Below are 14,779 nucleotides of genomic sequence, written 5' to 3' on the forward strand. Positions count from 1 at the left end.
CCTGCATTAACTTTCATGGATAGAGAATAAACGACGATGTTCGCGCATCGCATAGCGGTCGGTCATACCGGCAATATAATCCGCAATTTTTCTGGCCTGTACCTGCGTATCATCTTTGCGCTGATTCTGATAATCAGGCGGCAGCAAACCTGGCTCCTGCATCAAGGCATCAAATAATTCACGTACCACGCGGCGGGCTTTCGATGTCATGCGGTTCACCTGATAGTGGCGATACAAGTGCTGAAATAAAAAATGCTTCAACTCGCTGGCTTGTAAGTGTACAGCATCAGAGAATGCAATCAGTTTTGGCGCTGCTCTGACATCTTCTATCGTCTTTGGCGCCACATCCAGAATACGCGCCTGCGAGGTCGAGATCAGATCCGTAATCAGCGTATTGATCATACGCCGTATCGTCTCAGAGATAGCGCGCCTGCCTTGAATTCCAGGATACATCGTTTCCACTATTTGACGATGCTGCGCATATAGGCTGACTTGCATCATCTGCTGCTCACTTAATAAATTTGAGCGTATACCATCATCAATATCATGGTTGTTATAGGCGATCTCATCTGCCAGATTCGTCAGCTGGGCCTCCAGCGAGGGTTGCGTTTTTTCGATGAAACGCAAACCCAGGTCGCCGAGTTGCCGAGCATTCGTGAGCGAGCAATGCTTGAGTATGCCTTCTCGTGTTTCGAAGCATAAGTTCAAGCCATTAAACGCAGCATAGCGCTCCTCCAGTGCATCGACGATACGCAAGCTCTGCAGATTATGTTCGAATCCACCATAACCCTCCATACAGCTATTTAAGGCATCCTGCCCGGCATGACCGAAAGGCGTATGGCCCAGGTCATGCGCCAGTGCGATGGCTTCAACCAGATCTTCATTCAAACGCAAATTGCGTGCGATTGAGCGACCAATCTGAGCCACCTCCAGGCTATGCGTGAGGCGGGTGCGGAATAAATCACCTTCATGATTCACAAACACCTGGGTCTTATATTCCAGCCGGCGAAAAGCTGAGCAATGGATGATGCGATCACGGTCACGCTGAAACTCACTGCGTGTATCGGAACCGGGCTCAATAAAAAGCCGCCCTCGCGAACTCGCAGACTGGGCGGCATAGGAAGCTAAATGCGTGTCGGAAAACATCATCGTCAGGGCAGAATACTATGACTTAAAGTCTCTAATAATTTGTCCTTGGGTGCAGATGTAATATGAGCGCAGCCAAGGGGCTTGAGCAGTATGAACTTAATCTGCCCTCCTTCATTTTTCTTATCTACTTCCATCAAATCCAGCCAGCGTTCAATTCCCAAATCAGGTGCGGTGACCGGCAGGCCTGCATCTTCCACCAGTTGCTTAATCCGGGTGCGCGACACAAAATCCAGATAACCCAGACGACAGGATAAATCTGCTGCCATCACCATACCGCAACCCACTGCCTCACCATGCAACCAGTTACCATAGCCCATACCAGATTCAATCGCATGACCGAAAGTGTGGCCAAAGTTCAGTATGGCACGCAAACCACCTTCGCGCTCATCCTGGCGCACAACCTCAGCTTTGATTTCACAGGAGCGTGCTACTGCATAAGCAAGTGCGGCCGGATCTTTGGCGCGCAACGCCTCTATATTTTTTTCTATCCAGACAAAAAAATCCGTATCAATAATCGCGCCGTGTTTAATGACTTCGGCGAGTCCTGCCGACAATTCTTTATCGGGCAAGGTATTGAGGGTCGCTGTATCGGCGAGCACCGCTTGTGGCTGATAAAACGCACCTATCATGTTTTTTCCCAACGGATGATTGATACCGGTTTTACCTCCCACTGATGAATCCACCTGTGACAGTAAAGTGGTCGGTATCTGCACGAACGGAACACCGCGCATAAATGCAGAAGCGGCAAATCCCGTCATATCACCAATCACGCCACCACCTAAAGCAATCAGGCAGGTTTTTCGGTCGCATTTTTGTTCCAGCAAATGATCGAAAATCTGCATCAGGGTAGTCCAATGCTTATGCTCTTCTCCATCCGGCAAAATCACGGCAGACACGGTCTTACCGATATCCTGCAGTTGCTGCTGCAAAGCAGACAGATAGAGCGGCGCAACGACGGTATTAGTCACTATCACGACGCGCTTTGCTTGTATCGCTTTTGTCAGGATAGGCGCGTCATTCAGCAAATGCTGACCAATATAGATAGGGTAGCTACGCTCACCCAGATTGACATGCAAGGTTTGAATGCCTGCATTGCTGCTCAAAGCAGAGCTTATAGATGATACGGAATTATTCATAACTGTCGCCGTCAGTTGCGGCACATCGGGACTGGGAGTAGGAAGTTTATCAAGAATATGTTGCACCAGATGCTGCACATTCGGGCGACCGGTTTCAATCACGACATGGGCAATTTCCTGATACAGGGGATGGCGCTGCGCCTCAAGCTCTTCCAGTTTTTTACGTGGATCAGGCGTGCGCAACAAAGGGCGGTTCTTATCGTTGCGGGTGCGTTGCAAAATGCTGTGTATGCTGGCACGAAGATAAATCACGGTGCCGCGCTGCTCCAGCAAACGCCGGCTTTCGGGGTTCAGGATGGCGCCACCACCGGTGGCCAGTATGATGTTGTCTTGCGCAGTCAGATCGCGAATGACATCGGCTTCACGCTGACGGAAACTGGCTTCGCCTTCAATCTCAAAAATGACAGGAATCGAGACGCCGGTTCGCGCCTCGATTTCATGGTCTGAATCAATAAAGCGTTTATTGAGTTTTTTTGCCAGGGCCCGGCCGACCGTGGTCTTACCGGAGCCCATCAATCCCACCAGGAAAATACTACCGTAACTCATTGCACCAATACCTTCTGCACGAAATCAACAAGAAAGAAATGTCCCAGGCTACTTTCTTCACGGGAGCGAATCGGAGGCAGTCGTATTGCTTTACTCTGCCAATTCTGATTAGACAGCGTTTCAACGATTTCACTGTCTTACTTTAGTCGGACAAGTTCATTCTGTTCTCCTATCAAGACTGAAGTCTGATCTGAGTATTGAATTCTGTTTTCTCTATTTTCAATATCACTGAATATTGAAAATGCCAAATTTTGGTATGCACATCTTAATATTGTCATGCCTATTGAGGGAGCCGGCTGACAAATCAATGCAAAGCGTTCAAGCATGTTTGGAACGAAAAATCCCAACTCAGCTGACCATCTTTTCATACCAAAGCCTTATACGACAGTATCGCATAAGATGCTGCATCTATGGCAGCAGATGAAAAAATTGCAGGAATAAGATGGGCTAATACGAAAGAAACGAGGCTCAAGACCCAGGTGACAGGGGAAGTTGTGGAAGATGACTCAGGCGAATCAAACGAATTTACTGCATCCCAGAGCCTGACAAGGAAAGTAAGACAAATCGACCTGCGAAAAGCAGACTGCCTGCGTGTAGCAGGCAGTCTGGAAGACTCGCAAAAACGGTATGAATATTCACCTAACTACTGCGAGTAATTACCGTCCGATATGAGTCTTAGATATCGATTTCCGGAGGGAAAAATTTCACATCAAACCATATAGATCAATTATAAGTAATCGAAATAACCTTAGTTTCCTTGACCTTGTTTGGAGTTTCAATCTGTAAAGTGGTCACTCCAGATCCCTTCGGACATTTATCTGTTGGTTTTAAAATGACTGTATGTTCAGTTTTTTTGAAATCTATAGTATTGAATGCCGTTATCGTAGTTGGTGATATCGTTGCTGTCACGTTAGTGCTATCTATAAAACTCAATACAGTACCCGCTGGAAGTTGATAACCATTTCGATCTGAGAGGTATATTTTATAATTTAAATCTCCGCAGGTCGCACTTCCAAAGACGACACTCGGTTGCCAGCCTTCAACGGTAGGATTCCAGGACGCACTATTGGTAAAACCAGTATTGGCCGATAAGTTCTCTGAGCCACTCACTGCAGTTGCAACCACTCGCACTACAGGTAATTGAGGATTCTGACTGCGCCAAGTGACTGAACAGCTACCATTCTTTGTTAAGCATCTTGCTGTGTCCGCAAGTCCACCATCACCAACGATAGCACCGCTATCCGCTTTGAATACGATAGGCACGCCATCAGCAACCACACCTCCATTCGCATCTGCTAAATACGCAGTCAATTTGTTCTCAATGCCGAAAGCATCAAACCCCTCAACATTGATTTTTTCTACGCCTAAACTAAAGCTGGTTTGGGTCGGAACACCTGTAGTCACGGAGACCGTATCTGAGCTTGTTGCGATGCTGGTTCCATCAACTGTCGCACTGACCAAAACAGACGTTGGCTGCGTGCCTGAAGACACGGTTGCAACCACATTTCCATTTGAATCAGTCACCCCTGACGTGGTCGCTAAATTCACAGGTGCAGAACTCTTGGCAGTGAAATTAACCTTTTTATTGGCGATACCACCGTTATTGCTATCAACAACTTTAAAGGTCAACAATGCAATTTCGGTGCGGCCATTACCACCAGCTCCTTTGATAACGATCGATTTGGTACTTGGACTGGCTGAAACAAAATTAACAGCAAATGGAATTGCACCTGGGAGTGAACCGACAGAGAAAGTTGCTTTGGCAGAAATTGCCGCAAATCCTGTCCAGGTTGCACTGGCAGTGATGCTTGCCGCACCCGGATTGCCAGCTTTAATGGCAATTTCAGCGACACCATTTTGGTCCGTCAGTGCAGAACCTGTGCTAGGCGACAAGGTTGCCACATTAGCATCATCAACGCCAAACTTCACTACAACGCCTGCCACAGGAGTTCCCGTATTGTTGTAGACCCGTGCCCGGGCGATCAATCCATTTGCATTGTTAATCACGTTGGTAGGACTGCCGTTACTGTCAAAAAGAGTAACATCCATTTTTCCGGTCTTTGTTGTCTGGCCTGTACCTGGATCGGTGCTGCCAAATGAATTACTTCCAGATGAGCCGCCGCCACCGCCGCAAGCAGCCAGGAAGGCTGATAAAAACAAACCAGTCAGTAACCGGAGAAACATAGCCATGGAACACCTGTAGTTGAACAAATACATGAATTAGATTGTGTCAGTTAAAAAATACCGTGATTTTGCTTATTTGTTGCTGAAACGATCCGCCATAATTTTCGGCGTGATAAAAATCAGCAGCTCCGTTTTATCGTTGGTTTTCCCTGTGCTCTTAAACAGATTTCCAAACAGTGGCAAATCACCAAAAAACGGAACTTTTGTCACATTATCACGTTCGGTCTGCTGGAAGATACCCCCTAATACCACAGTACCACCATTTTCAACCAAAACCATGGTTTTCACTTCTTTTGTATCGATCGCAAAACCCATCCTGGTTTCCTGGCCTACGCTATCTTTATGCACTTCCACATCCAGTATCACATTGCCATCAGGCGTGATCTGTGGCGTAACTTCCAGTCGCAAAGTCGCTTTACGGAAGAAAATCGAGGTCGCACCACTGGCTGTTGCAACTTGATACGGCAACTCTGTACCTTGTTCGATCAGTGCCTTCAACTGATCAGCAGTCACCACGCGTGGGCTGGAGATAATCTTACCCTTGCCATCTGCTTCCAATGCGGACAATTCCAGATTCAGGAAGCGGTTTGCCGCTGAAGAGAACAGGCTGACCGCTAAACTACCCGGATTCAAGCCGTTAATACCAGCTGCAGGCAAAGACACAAACTGAGTGTTCGGGATATAACTTTGATCCGTGATCTTCGCCTGGCCAGTCTGCTCACCCACGCCGAGGTAATTGCCAGTCAATGCAACCCGTTGATTACCTTGCAACTGGTAACCGACGTCACCCCCACGCAAGCCACGCATGTCAGCAAAGCCTAATTTCACACCCAGATTTTTGCTGAACTTATCATCTGCTTCTACAATACGGGCTTCGATCAACACCTGTTTTGATGCGATATCCGTTTTCTGTATCAGCTTTCTGACTTCCTCGATCTTGGATGGAATATCAGTAATAAACAGCTGGTTAGTGCGAGGTTCTATCACTGCGCTGCCACGCTTGGACAACAGGCGATTTGTGGAAGAACCATCCACACCGAATACTTGTTTGAATGCTTCTGCTTTCTGATAATTCAACTGGAAAGCCTCGGTTTTCAAAGGCTCCAGCTCTGCAATCTGCGCCTTTTGCTCAAGTTCCAGCTTCTCTTTGGTCAGCAATTCATCTTTAGGGGCAATCCAGATCACATTGCCATTTTTACGCATATCAAGACCCTTGATTTGCATAATATTGTCCAGCGCCTGATCCCAAGGTACGTCTTTCAAACGCAAGGTGATTGTGCCGGTCACCGTGTCACTGGCGATCACGTTCAGGCCACTGACCTCAGCGATAATCTGCAAAATCGCCCGGACTTCGATGTTCTGGAAGTTAAACGAAATTCGCTCACCACGGTAACCCTGGGTGCCCTGCACCAGTTTATTCGGGTCTTCCTTAATCGGGCGCACCTCGAGCACGAATTGTGTGTCGCTTTGATACGAACTCTGTTCCCACAATCCTTTAGGCTCGATCACCATCTGTACATTCTCGCCATTTGGTGTTGTGGTGATCGTCTGCACAGGAGAGCCAAAATCCGCGACATCCAGGCGTTTGCGCAGAATTTCCGGCAAAGCGACTTTCAGGAAAGTCACCTGTATTTTCTGTCCTTGCTGACGCACATCGACAGCAACCTGATTCAGAGGCAGATCTACGACGACACGGCCTTCACCATTGACGCCGCGACGGAAATCAATGTCACGCAAACTTAGTTTGCCTTGTGGAGCCGCATCAGGATTCACTGGCAAGCCTTGTGAATTCACTGCGGTAGCGACACCACCGGAACCATCTATCGTTACGATGAGGTATTTTCCTTCTATCGTAGCGGCATAGTTGAGCGGCTTGTTGAGATTGAAAATCATGCGGGTACGGCCAGATGCCTCGACCAGCGTGACAGTACGCAGATCACCGATATTCACATCCACAGTGCTTTTACCTGTGCCATTCGTGACATCAGGAAAATCCAGTGCAATTCTGGATGGGCTGGCAATCGAGAAACCCGCGGGCTGCTTGTTCAGCGGATTTTTCATGCCGATCTTGACGACAATATTGGCCCCCTGCTGATTGGTGACCAAAGACTCAATACTGTTCGACTGAGCAAAAGCCAACTGTGTCAGCCCCATCAGTAACAGGAAACAGGCTTTGACAAACATAGCGCCCCTTTTACTTGTATTTATCAACGCTTTCATTTCTGACTCCCCTGCAGCTCAAGCTTAACATTACGTTCAACCCATTCTCCTGTTGCATCCTGGACCGTTTCTTTAATCTGGATTTCAACATCGGTAATTTTTGTGATCAAGCCAAAATTCTGTCCGATGTAACCACCCTGCTTGGCCTGATACACTTTTTTATCCGACTGTACCAAGCCGATACGGGCTGATTTCTTTTCTATCACCCCTACCATTTTCAAGGCATCCAGCGGATAACCTTCCAACTCTTCACGTGGCCTGTCCATATTGGGTCGCAAGCCATTCCCACTGTCGGGCTTCATGCGAGCCAACACTGCCAGCAATTTTTCCTGATTAAAGGGATCGACTTCCGTTTTCACTTCATAGGAAACAGGCACATAGACTTTAGGCGGATTGAGTTTGGGCGTGACCAGCTTGGTCTCTTTTTTTACCGACTCCATCCACTCTGTGAGCTCAGATGCGCCATTGTCACCGCAGCCGCTCAGCATCAGTGTTTGCCCCAGCAAGGCCGTCAAAACTAGAAATTTACGCATCATTTCTTGGGCGCCTTTTTCAAATTAGCCTGGGCGAGTACTTCATCTTTATCCAGATAGCGGAAAGTTTTCGCAACGACATCCAGGGTCAGCAAGCCATCCTTGTTCGCAGAAATCGACAGATTATTCAGAGTGACGATACGCGGCAATTTTGCAATATCAGACACGAATTCTCCCAAATCATGGTAGTTACCTGACAGTTTTACGTCGATAGGCAATTCTGCATAATAGTCTTTGATTACCGGCACGCCAGGTTTAAACGAGTCAAACTGCAGACCCCGGCCAGCACCAGCCTGGTTAATATCGGACAACAAGGCATCCATCTCTGCCTTACTCGGCAATTGCTTTTCCATGGTCGCCACGTATTGCTGCACCAAGGCACGCTGATCTTTCAAGGCATCCAGATTGATCGCCTGCTGCATCTTGTCACGGTACTGCTGCTTGAGACTAAGCTCTTCCTGCTGGCGTGCTTCGATTTCTTCGGTTTGGCTACTCCAGTAGAAAAACCAGCCCAGACCTAACACCACTGCCAGCACGCCGCATGCCGCAGCCAGCCGCGGCGCGATAGGCCACAGCCCCGGATGCAGACCATTCAGGTCCTTAAATTGAGCGCTGATATCATCAAACGCTTCCTGAACATTTATTGCCATCCCCGACCTTCCAATTCTCTTCGTTGACTGATGTCATTTACTTTCATTTAGCAGGGCCAGGCTTCGCCAGCTCAGCGGCAGAGGCTGGTGCCTCATCTTTCTCACGTGGACGCTTAATGCCTACATTCACAGAAAAGTCAGACACTTTTTTTGCATCGCGTCCCTGACCGATGCCAGCGGAATGAATATCGATCAGATCAGGTTTGTACATCCATTCGGATTTACTGCCAAGATTACGGATGAACTCCGCCACCCTTTCCTGAGATTGCGCATAGCCATTCACAGTAACACGCTGACCATCCTGCTTCAGAGCACGCAAATAAACCCCTTCCGGAGTGTGCTTAACCAGTTCCTGCAAAAGAAAGACTGGCTGATTGCGATCGCCCTGCAAATCCTCAACTGCCTGCTGACGTGCCTTGAGCGAGTCAATCTCCTGCTTCAGATTGGCAATTTCCTTGATTTTTTCATCCAGGACGGCATTCTCTTTCTTAATGAAATTCACACGGTCGTTCTGGATACCAATCTGACGTGCGTTAATCGCACCGACCACCACCGTGATCAACGCACCAACGATGGCAGACAACAACAGCAAAGAATAAAAATCCTTGATCAGCTGTTTGCGCTTCTCTTCCCTGTGTGGAAGAAGATTAATTTTTATCATCAGCCAAATCTCCGCAAGGCCAGACCACAGGCAACTGTATAGGCTGGCGCATCATTTCTTAATGCTTTTTCACTGACGCCGGGCGCCAGCTCCATTCCTTTGAATGGGCTGACTACCGCCGTAGAAATTTTTGTACGCTCCGCCACGATATCCACCAGTCCGGTTACCACAGCACAGCCACCGGTCAGGAAAATCTGGTCTACCCGCGTATAAAGTGTCGACGTGAAAAAGAACTGGATCGCACGCGTTACTTCCAGCGCCGCATTTTCCAGGAAGGGCTCCAGCAATTCCATTTCATAACTGTCGGGTAAGTCACCATTTTTCTTCTTAATCTCAGCCTCTTCCTGCGACAATCCATAGTTGCGCACGATATCCTGCGTCAGCTGACTTCCACCAAACTGCTGCTCTCTTTCGTACACCACCTCACCATTGAGCATGATGTAAATATAGGTACGCTTGGCACCAATCTGAAACATCGCGTAAATCTGGTCCCGGCCTTCATTGGCCTGTTTTTCAATCAAACGCTGCATTGCCGAACGCGCCGCGTAAGATTCAATATCCATGACTTTCGACTGCAGACCGGCCGCTTCAGCAACAGCAACCCTGTCCTCTACTTTTTCTTTGCGGGAAGCAGCGAGCATGACTTCCACATCTTCCTGGTTCGCGGCCGGGCCGATCACGCAGAAATCCAGACTCACTTCATCCATAGAAAAGGGAATGTATTGACTCGCTTCAGATTCGACCTGCACCTCGAGTGCCTGATCGCTGAGCGTCATCGGAAGGAAAATCTTTTTCGTGATAACCGCTGATGCTGGCATCGCCAGTGCGACATTCTTTGCTGAAGTACCGCTCTTTTTTAACAGTTTCCGTATCGTGTCCGACACTTGCTCAATATTTTCTATATTCCCATCCAGTACTGCACCTTTAGGTAAAGGTTCAGACGCGTAGCGCTCCAGACGGAAAGCCTTGTTACTTCCCTCTGAGAGCTCAACCAGCTTGATATCGAAGGAACTGATATCCAGACCGATGAGAGGCGGATTTTTTCTGCCGAGCAGTGAAGCAAGATCTAAAGCCAAGAATATCCCCTCATAAACACGTTGATGTGTGTTTTTTACAAATTGAAACAAAACCACCGGATAAATGTAAATTGCGCAGAAAAAAGTCTTTAAAAACCGCAATTTACGAAACAATTATCCAAGCTTACATGAAATGCTAGCAATATAGACCGCATTGGTAAAGAATTTCCGCAGAGCAGCCCCCAGCTACGTTGCCAATTGTCCACGAACGTTTTTCTTTAGCTCACAGAAACATCCTGCAGCAAAGCTGAACGAGAACAGCATCGCCGAGACGTTATAATGCAAATTGCCAATCGTTACTGTAAAAATTCATGTCCGCTCAAACAAACACAACTCCGGAAAAAAACATGGTTACTGCACCTGAACAACCACGCTTACTGCGCCGGATATTGCTCAATACCCTGTTCATCATCACAGGACTGATCCTTGCAGCTGCGTTAATGATAGGCTTTGCATTGACGATGGCCTACCCCAATCTGCCTGAGCTTGATTCAATTACCAGTTATAACCCGAAAATGCCCTTGCGCATCTACACGGCAGACCATGTGCTGATTGGCGAATTCGGCGAAGAACGCAGAAATGTGGTGCGTTTTAATGAGATACCGGATGTGATGAAAAAGGCGGTACTGGCGATAGAAGATGATCGCTTTTACGAGCATGGTGGCGTCGATTATCTGGGCATTGCAAGGGCTACGCTGCACAATCTGAGCGGTGGCGCGAAACAAGGCGCATCAACCATTACCCAGCAAGTTGCGCGCAATTTTTTCCTTTCCAGCGAGCAAACCTTCAAGCGTAAGATTTACGAAATTCTGTTGGCCTGGAAGATAGAACAGAACCTGAGCAAGGATCAGATTCTCGAAATTTATATGAATCAGATCTATCTGGGCCAACGCGCGTATGGCTTTTCTTCCGCTGCCCAGATTTATTTTGGCAAGCAACTTAAAGACATCAGCATTGCCGAAGCAGCCATGTTAGCAGGCTTACCGAAAGCACCTTCAGCCTACAATCCGGTCGCCAATCCCAAGCGTGCGACGGTGCGCCAGCAATACATTTTGCAACGAATGAAACAACTTGGTTACATAAATGATGCGGAATTTGAACAGGCGCGCAACGAAGAACTGGTTACCAAGACCGATAGCAGCGATTTTGGAGTCCATGCTGAATATGTGTCGGAAATGGCACGCATGTTGGTTTATGAGCAATTCAAAGAAGAAACCTATACCCGTGGTTTGAATGTATACACCACCATTACCAAGGCCGATCAGGATGCCGCCTATCTGTCCTTGCGCCGCGGCGTGATGGAATATGAAAAACGGCATGGTTATCGTGGTCCGGAAGCCATCATCAACATCCCATCTGGCAAAGAAGCGGCTGACGAAGCCATCGAAAAAGAATTAGCCGATCACAGTAACAGCGATGACTTGCTGGTGGCGATGGTGCTCGAAGTGAATCCCAAGCAAGTAAGAGCCGTATTAGCGACTGGCGAAGAAATTCGCATCGAAGAAGCCGGTCTGAGTTTTGCAGCCAGCGGTCTGTCTGCAAAAGCACCGGCTAACAAGCGCATACAGCGCGGCGCTGTGATACGCGTTATGCAGGAAGGCAAAAACTGGGTAATCACCCAGATGCCTGAAGTACAGTCGGCTTTTGTCGCAGCAAGTACCGTGGATGGCTCGATTAAAGCCCTGGTCGGTGGTTTCGATTACAACCTGAATAAATTCAATCATGTGACACAAGCCTGGCGCCAGCCCGGTTCTTCGTTCAAACCCTTTATTTACTCTGCCTCGCTGGAAAAAGGTCTGTCTCCAGCCACCATTATTAATGATGAACCGCTGAGCTTCGATGCCGGTCAGACCGGTGGTCAGGCCTGGGAACCCAAAAACTATGATGGCAAATACGAAGGTCCTATGACTATGCGTAAAGGACTGACCAAATCGAAAAATATGATTTCTATCCGTATCCTGCATCGCATCGGTGCCAAGTATGGCCAGGAATACACCAACCGCTTCGGTTTCATTCCCGAGAAAAATCCTCCCTACCTGACTCTGGCCTTAGGCGCCGGTGCGGTCACGCCTTTGCAGATGGCGGCAGGCTACGCGGTGTTCGCCAATGGTGGCTACAAAATCAATCCCTATTTAATTTCTAAAATCACCGATACCAATGGCAAGGTATTGGTACAGGCAGCGCCGGAAAAAGCCGGTGATGAAAATAACCGAGTGATTGATGAGCGCAATGCCTTCCTGATGGATAGCATGATGAAAGATGTGGTCCGCTTTGGCACCGCGACCAAGGCAATGTCTTTGAAACGAACTGATCTGGCCGGTAAAACCGGTACGACCAACGACTCGGTCGATGCCTGGTTTGCCGGGTATCAGTCTAAACTGGTGGGAATCGCCTGGATAGGTTTCGATCAGCCGAAGAACCTCGGAAACAGAGAAACCGGTGGCGGACTGGCCTTGCCGATCTGGATAGGTTATATGCAAAAGGCGCTCAAAGATATTCCTATCGAAGAGCGCCCTATTCCAAATGGAATTATTTCGGTCAACGGAGATTTCTACTATGCAGAAAATCCACCGGGTACAGCAGTAACGGACTTATCTGCAACGACCAAAGTCATCGAAGAGTAAGCAGGCTTAAGCGCCTTGTTCCTGCGCCAGCCGGGACAAGGTCGCAAACAATTCTGAGCCATCGCGTGTATTGAGCCAGTGTTGACCGTCGTATTTATAATGGAATCCACCGCTACGTGCAGCCAGCCACATTTCCTGCATTGGCGCCTGACTGTTGACGATCATTTTTGAGCCGTTCTGCACAAACTCTATCGTGAGTACATTGCCACTGCGTGCGCACTCTACATCGTATAAATCGTCTTCGAAAGCCTGCTCGAACATCTCTTCCACTTGCTTGAGGCAAGTTTCAGCCAAATCGAGGAATTCGGTTTCAGTCATGGTACACTCCCGTGGTTTAAATCTTTGAAAACGCCATTTTATACGGTGTTAAGGTAAACCAAGATGCGTACCCTGATTTCATCCCTGCTGTTGATTTGCCTGATGACTGCCTGCGGACAAAAGGGACCATTGACGATGCCGGACAAGGGGACGGACAAGGCGCAATCTGTGCCGCAAGCCAAGCCGCTCAGCAGCAATCCGGACACACTGCAAAAATAAACTGAAGAGTTCACTTAACGACCGGATGCACGCTTACTGCTGATCCTGACGTAGTTGTATCGGGCCCGCCAGATGTGGCCGACAGCCCTGTACATCCTGATAAACCTGACGAATTTGCTCCATATCTGCCTCTTGCTCACCACTGAGTGTCAGATAGTCGACCAGGCTGACTTCTTTGCGTTTGAAGTCAAAATACGCACAAGCTAAGGGAACTTTCGCTTCCAGCGCTATATGGTAAAACCCGCTACGCCAGTGTGGCCGTAAACTGCGGGTACCCTCCGGCGCCAGCGCCATCCAGTACCAGTCAGCGCTGTGCATGGTTTTCGCCAGGCGTGCGATGGCGCCAGTTGAACTGCCACGCTCTACCGGTTCACCGCCCAGCGCACGCACTACTTTACCTAAAGTAGCGCCGGTCAGCCCCTCGAACAGGGAAGACTTGGCGATGAAGTGAAAAGGCATGCCAATCGCGAGTTTGGCCAGGATGCCGATAGGAAAATCCCAGTTCGAGGTATGGGGATAGACGATGATCACACCTCTGGGGCCAGGCAGTGGCTTATATCTGACCTGCCAGCCTATGAGGCGCAAAATGCGCAATGCGCTGCGCTGAACCAGGGTCTCCGAAGATTTTTCTTGTAATAGATAGCTTGTCATAAAAATTTGGTAGGCTAATTTTCAAACACATTATGCCGTGGAATTTTTAGCGATGCAAAAATCAACAGTTACTCATATCCTGATGCTCAGCGCATCCCTTTCCTGCCTCAGCCCACAAGCATGGGCTGCGCACCCGCTGGTGACTGAAGATCCGAATGTACAAACCCTGGGAAAACAGCAATGGGAACTGAATACGGATGCCCGCCGCAGCAACCTCACAGGTCAGACGAATCAGCAAATCAGCGCGCTGACCTACACCTATGGTGCCAGCGACCAGCTCGATGTGTTTTTCAATCTGCCAGGCAGACTGAATCAGTTCGCCGGTGTGGCTGACGCTTCAGCTGGTGTCAAATATCTGTTTGCTCAGAATGCGCAGCATAGCTATGGCGTCAAGCTGGAAGCCTTTATTCCCAGCGGGGCTGAGCGTAAAGGCTTGAGCGACAATGCCTATCAGCTCAGCACCACGCTGATACACAGCTACCATCAGGATCAGTTGACGCTACACAGCAATGTCTACATGAACTGGCACCATTATCGCGACGAGCAAGCCAGCAGCGGTCAGCACACAACCGTATGGCGGCTATCGGGCGCGGCCTTGTATGAGTTCCGCCCAGGCTGGCAAGCTGTGCTGGATCTGGGTCTGACTTCGCCGGAATCACGCCTGGAAAAACGCTGGCAACGTTATCAGACTGTGGGCCTGATCTATGCCTGCACCCCTAATCTGGATCTCGATGCGGGCCTGCAATGGAAGCAGACGCAAAGCAGCCGCAGCCATCAGCTTGGCATAGGCCTCGCCTGGCGCTACTGATTCT

14 protein-coding genes are annotated in these 14,779 nt (G+C 48.8%); 4 read left to right on the top strand and 10 right to left on the bottom strand.

Going from position 1 to position 14,779, the window contains the following annotated elements:
- Window positions 1-6: 6 nt before the first annotated feature.
- Window positions 7-1,149: a deoxyguanosinetriphosphate triphosphohydrolase gene (locus tag EYB48_RS17805; RefSeq protein WP_408058357.1), complete on the bottom strand. Its 1,143-nt coding sequence runs from the start codon at window positions 1,147-1,149 to the stop codon at window positions 7-9.
- Between the two features lie 2 nt (window positions 1,150-1,151).
- A complete protein-coding gene (gene aroKB / locus EYB48_RS17810; protein ID WP_162021740.1) occupies window positions 1,152-2,831 on the bottom strand; it encodes a bifunctional shikimate kinase/3-dehydroquinate synthase AroKB in 1,680 nt (559 codons plus the stop codon).
- 410 nt (window positions 2,832-3,241) lie between these two features.
- Between aroKB and EYB48_RS17815 the strand changes: the two genes are divergently transcribed.
- Window positions 3,242-3,487: a hypothetical protein gene (locus EYB48_RS17815; RefSeq protein ID WP_162021741.1), complete on the top strand. Its 246-nt coding sequence runs from the start codon at window positions 3,242-3,244 to the stop codon at window positions 3,485-3,487.
- 67 nt (window positions 3,488-3,554) lie between these two features.
- On the opposite strand, the gene EYB48_RS17820 is transcribed toward EYB48_RS17815, so the two are convergent.
- From EYB48_RS17820 to EYB48_RS17845, 6 genes are all read right to left on the bottom strand, one after another.
- Window positions 3,555-5,021, bottom strand: coding sequence for an Ig-like domain-containing protein (locus EYB48_RS17820; protein ID WP_162021742.1), 1,467 nt, complete (start codon window positions 5,019-5,021; stop codon window positions 3,555-3,557).
- Window positions 5,022-5,087: 66 nt separating this feature from the next.
- Window positions 5,088-7,199, bottom strand: a complete 2,112-nt coding sequence (gene pilQ / locus EYB48_RS17825) for a type IV pilus secretin PilQ (RefSeq protein WP_235935251.1) — start codon at window positions 7,197-7,199, stop codon at window positions 5,088-5,090.
- 32 nt (window positions 7,200-7,231) lie between these two features.
- Window positions 7,232-7,771, bottom strand: coding sequence for a pilus assembly protein PilP (locus EYB48_RS17830; RefSeq protein ID WP_162021744.1), 540 nt, complete (start codon window positions 7,769-7,771; stop codon window positions 7,232-7,234).
- Window positions 7,768-8,418 carry a type IV pilus inner membrane component PilO gene (locus EYB48_RS17835; RefSeq protein WP_162021745.1) on the bottom strand — a complete coding sequence of 217 codons (651 nt, stop codon included), beginning with the start codon at window positions 8,416-8,418 and terminating at the stop codon, window positions 7,768-7,770. The genes EYB48_RS17830 and EYB48_RS17835 overlap by 4 nt, the downstream gene beginning before the upstream one ends.
- Window positions 8,419-8,461: 43 nt before the next feature.
- Complete coding sequence (locus tag EYB48_RS17840) at window positions 8,462-9,079, bottom strand: PilN domain-containing protein (protein WP_162021746.1); 618 nt, start codon at window positions 9,077-9,079, stop codon at window positions 8,462-8,464.
- Window positions 9,079-10,155 carry a pilus assembly protein PilM gene (locus EYB48_RS17845; RefSeq protein ID WP_162021747.1) on the bottom strand — a complete coding sequence of 359 codons (1,077 nt, stop codon included), beginning with the start codon at window positions 10,153-10,155 and terminating at the stop codon, window positions 9,079-9,081. Before EYB48_RS17845 ends, EYB48_RS17840 begins: the two co-directional genes overlap by 1 nt.
- A gap of 347 nt (window positions 10,156-10,502) precedes the next feature.
- Here EYB48_RS17845 and EYB48_RS17850 point away from each other — a divergent pair, with 347 nt between their 5' ends.
- A complete protein-coding gene (locus tag EYB48_RS17850) occupies window positions 10,503-12,779 on the top strand; it encodes a penicillin-binding protein 1A (RefSeq protein WP_235935253.1) in 2,277 nt (758 codons plus the stop codon).
- A gap of 6 nt (window positions 12,780-12,785) precedes the next feature.
- Here EYB48_RS17850 and cyaY read toward each other — a convergent pair whose 3' ends face one another.
- Entirely contained in the window at window positions 12,786-13,097 is a 312-nt protein-coding gene (gene cyaY, locus EYB48_RS17855; protein ID WP_162021749.1) for an iron donor protein CyaY, read from the bottom strand.
- Window positions 13,098-13,160: 63 nt separating this feature from the next.
- Here cyaY and lptM point away from each other — a divergent pair, with 63 nt between their 5' ends.
- Window positions 13,161-13,316 (top strand): LPS translocon maturation chaperone LptM, encoded by a 156-nt coding sequence (gene lptM / locus EYB48_RS17860; protein ID WP_162021750.1) that lies wholly within the window; start codon window positions 13,161-13,163, stop codon window positions 13,314-13,316.
- Between the two features lie 33 nt (window positions 13,317-13,349).
- Here the strand turns inward: lptM and EYB48_RS17865 are convergent, their stop codons facing one another.
- Complete coding sequence (locus EYB48_RS17865) at window positions 13,350-13,967, bottom strand: 1-acyl-sn-glycerol-3-phosphate acyltransferase (RefSeq protein ID WP_162021751.1); 618 nt, start codon at window positions 13,965-13,967, stop codon at window positions 13,350-13,352.
- Window positions 13,968-14,019: 52 nt separating this feature from the next.
- Here EYB48_RS17865 and EYB48_RS17870 point away from each other — a divergent pair, with 52 nt between their 5' ends.
- Window positions 14,020-14,775: a transporter gene (locus EYB48_RS17870; RefSeq protein ID WP_162021752.1), complete on the top strand. Its 756-nt coding sequence runs from the start codon at window positions 14,020-14,022 to the stop codon at window positions 14,773-14,775.
- Window positions 14,776-14,779 lie beyond the last annotated feature (4 nt).

The sequence above is a fragment of the Cognatundibacterium crateris genome, from assembly GCF_010078235.1.
Taxonomy (GTDB): Bacteria; Pseudomonadota; Gammaproteobacteria; order Burkholderiales; family Burkholderiaceae_D; genus Undibacterium; species Undibacterium crateris.

Bases quoted from the DNA above. Each gene is read 5' to 3' on its own strand.
- EYB48_RS17835 (WP_162021745.1), bottom strand. From the start codon at position 8,418: ATGGCAATAAATGTTCAGGAAGCGTTTGATGATATCAGCGCTCAATTT.
- cyaY (WP_162021749.1), bottom strand. From the start codon at position 13,097: ATGACTGAAACCGAATTCCTCGATTTGGCTGAAACTTGCCTCAAGCAA.
- EYB48_RS17870 (WP_162021752.1), top strand. From the start codon at position 14,020: ATGCAAAAATCAACAGTTACTCATATCCTGATGCTCAGCGCATCCCTT.
- EYB48_RS17830 (WP_162021744.1), bottom strand. From the start codon at position 7,771: ATGATGCGTAAATTTCTAGTTTTGACGGCCTTGCTGGGGCAAACACTG.
- EYB48_RS17815 (WP_162021741.1), top strand. From the start codon at position 3,242: ATGGCAGCAGATGAAAAAATTGCAGGAATAAGATGGGCTAATACGAAA.
- EYB48_RS17865 (WP_162021751.1), bottom strand. From the start codon at position 13,967: ATGACAAGCTATCTATTACAAGAAAAATCTTCGGAGACCCTGGTTCAG.
- pilQ (WP_235935251.1), bottom strand. From the start codon at position 7,199: ATGTTTGTCAAAGCCTGTTTCCTGTTACTGATGGGGCTGACACAGTTG.
- EYB48_RS17850 (WP_235935253.1), top strand. From the start codon at position 10,503: ATGGTTACTGCACCTGAACAACCACGCTTACTGCGCCGGATATTGCTC.
- lptM (WP_162021750.1), top strand. From the start codon at position 13,161: ATGCGTACCCTGATTTCATCCCTGCTGTTGATTTGCCTGATGACTGCC.
- aroKB (WP_162021740.1), bottom strand. From the start codon at position 2,831: ATGAGTTACGGTAGTATTTTCCTGGTGGGATTGATGGGCTCCGGTAAG.
- EYB48_RS17805 (WP_408058357.1), bottom strand. From the start codon at position 1,149: ATGATGTTTTCCGACACGCATTTAGCTTCCTATGCCGCCCAGTCTGCG.
- EYB48_RS17820 (WP_162021742.1), bottom strand. From the start codon at position 5,021: ATGGCTATGTTTCTCCGGTTACTGACTGGTTTGTTTTTATCAGCCTTC.
- EYB48_RS17840 (WP_162021746.1), bottom strand. From the start codon at position 9,079: ATGATAAAAATTAATCTTCTTCCACACAGGGAAGAGAAGCGCAAACAG.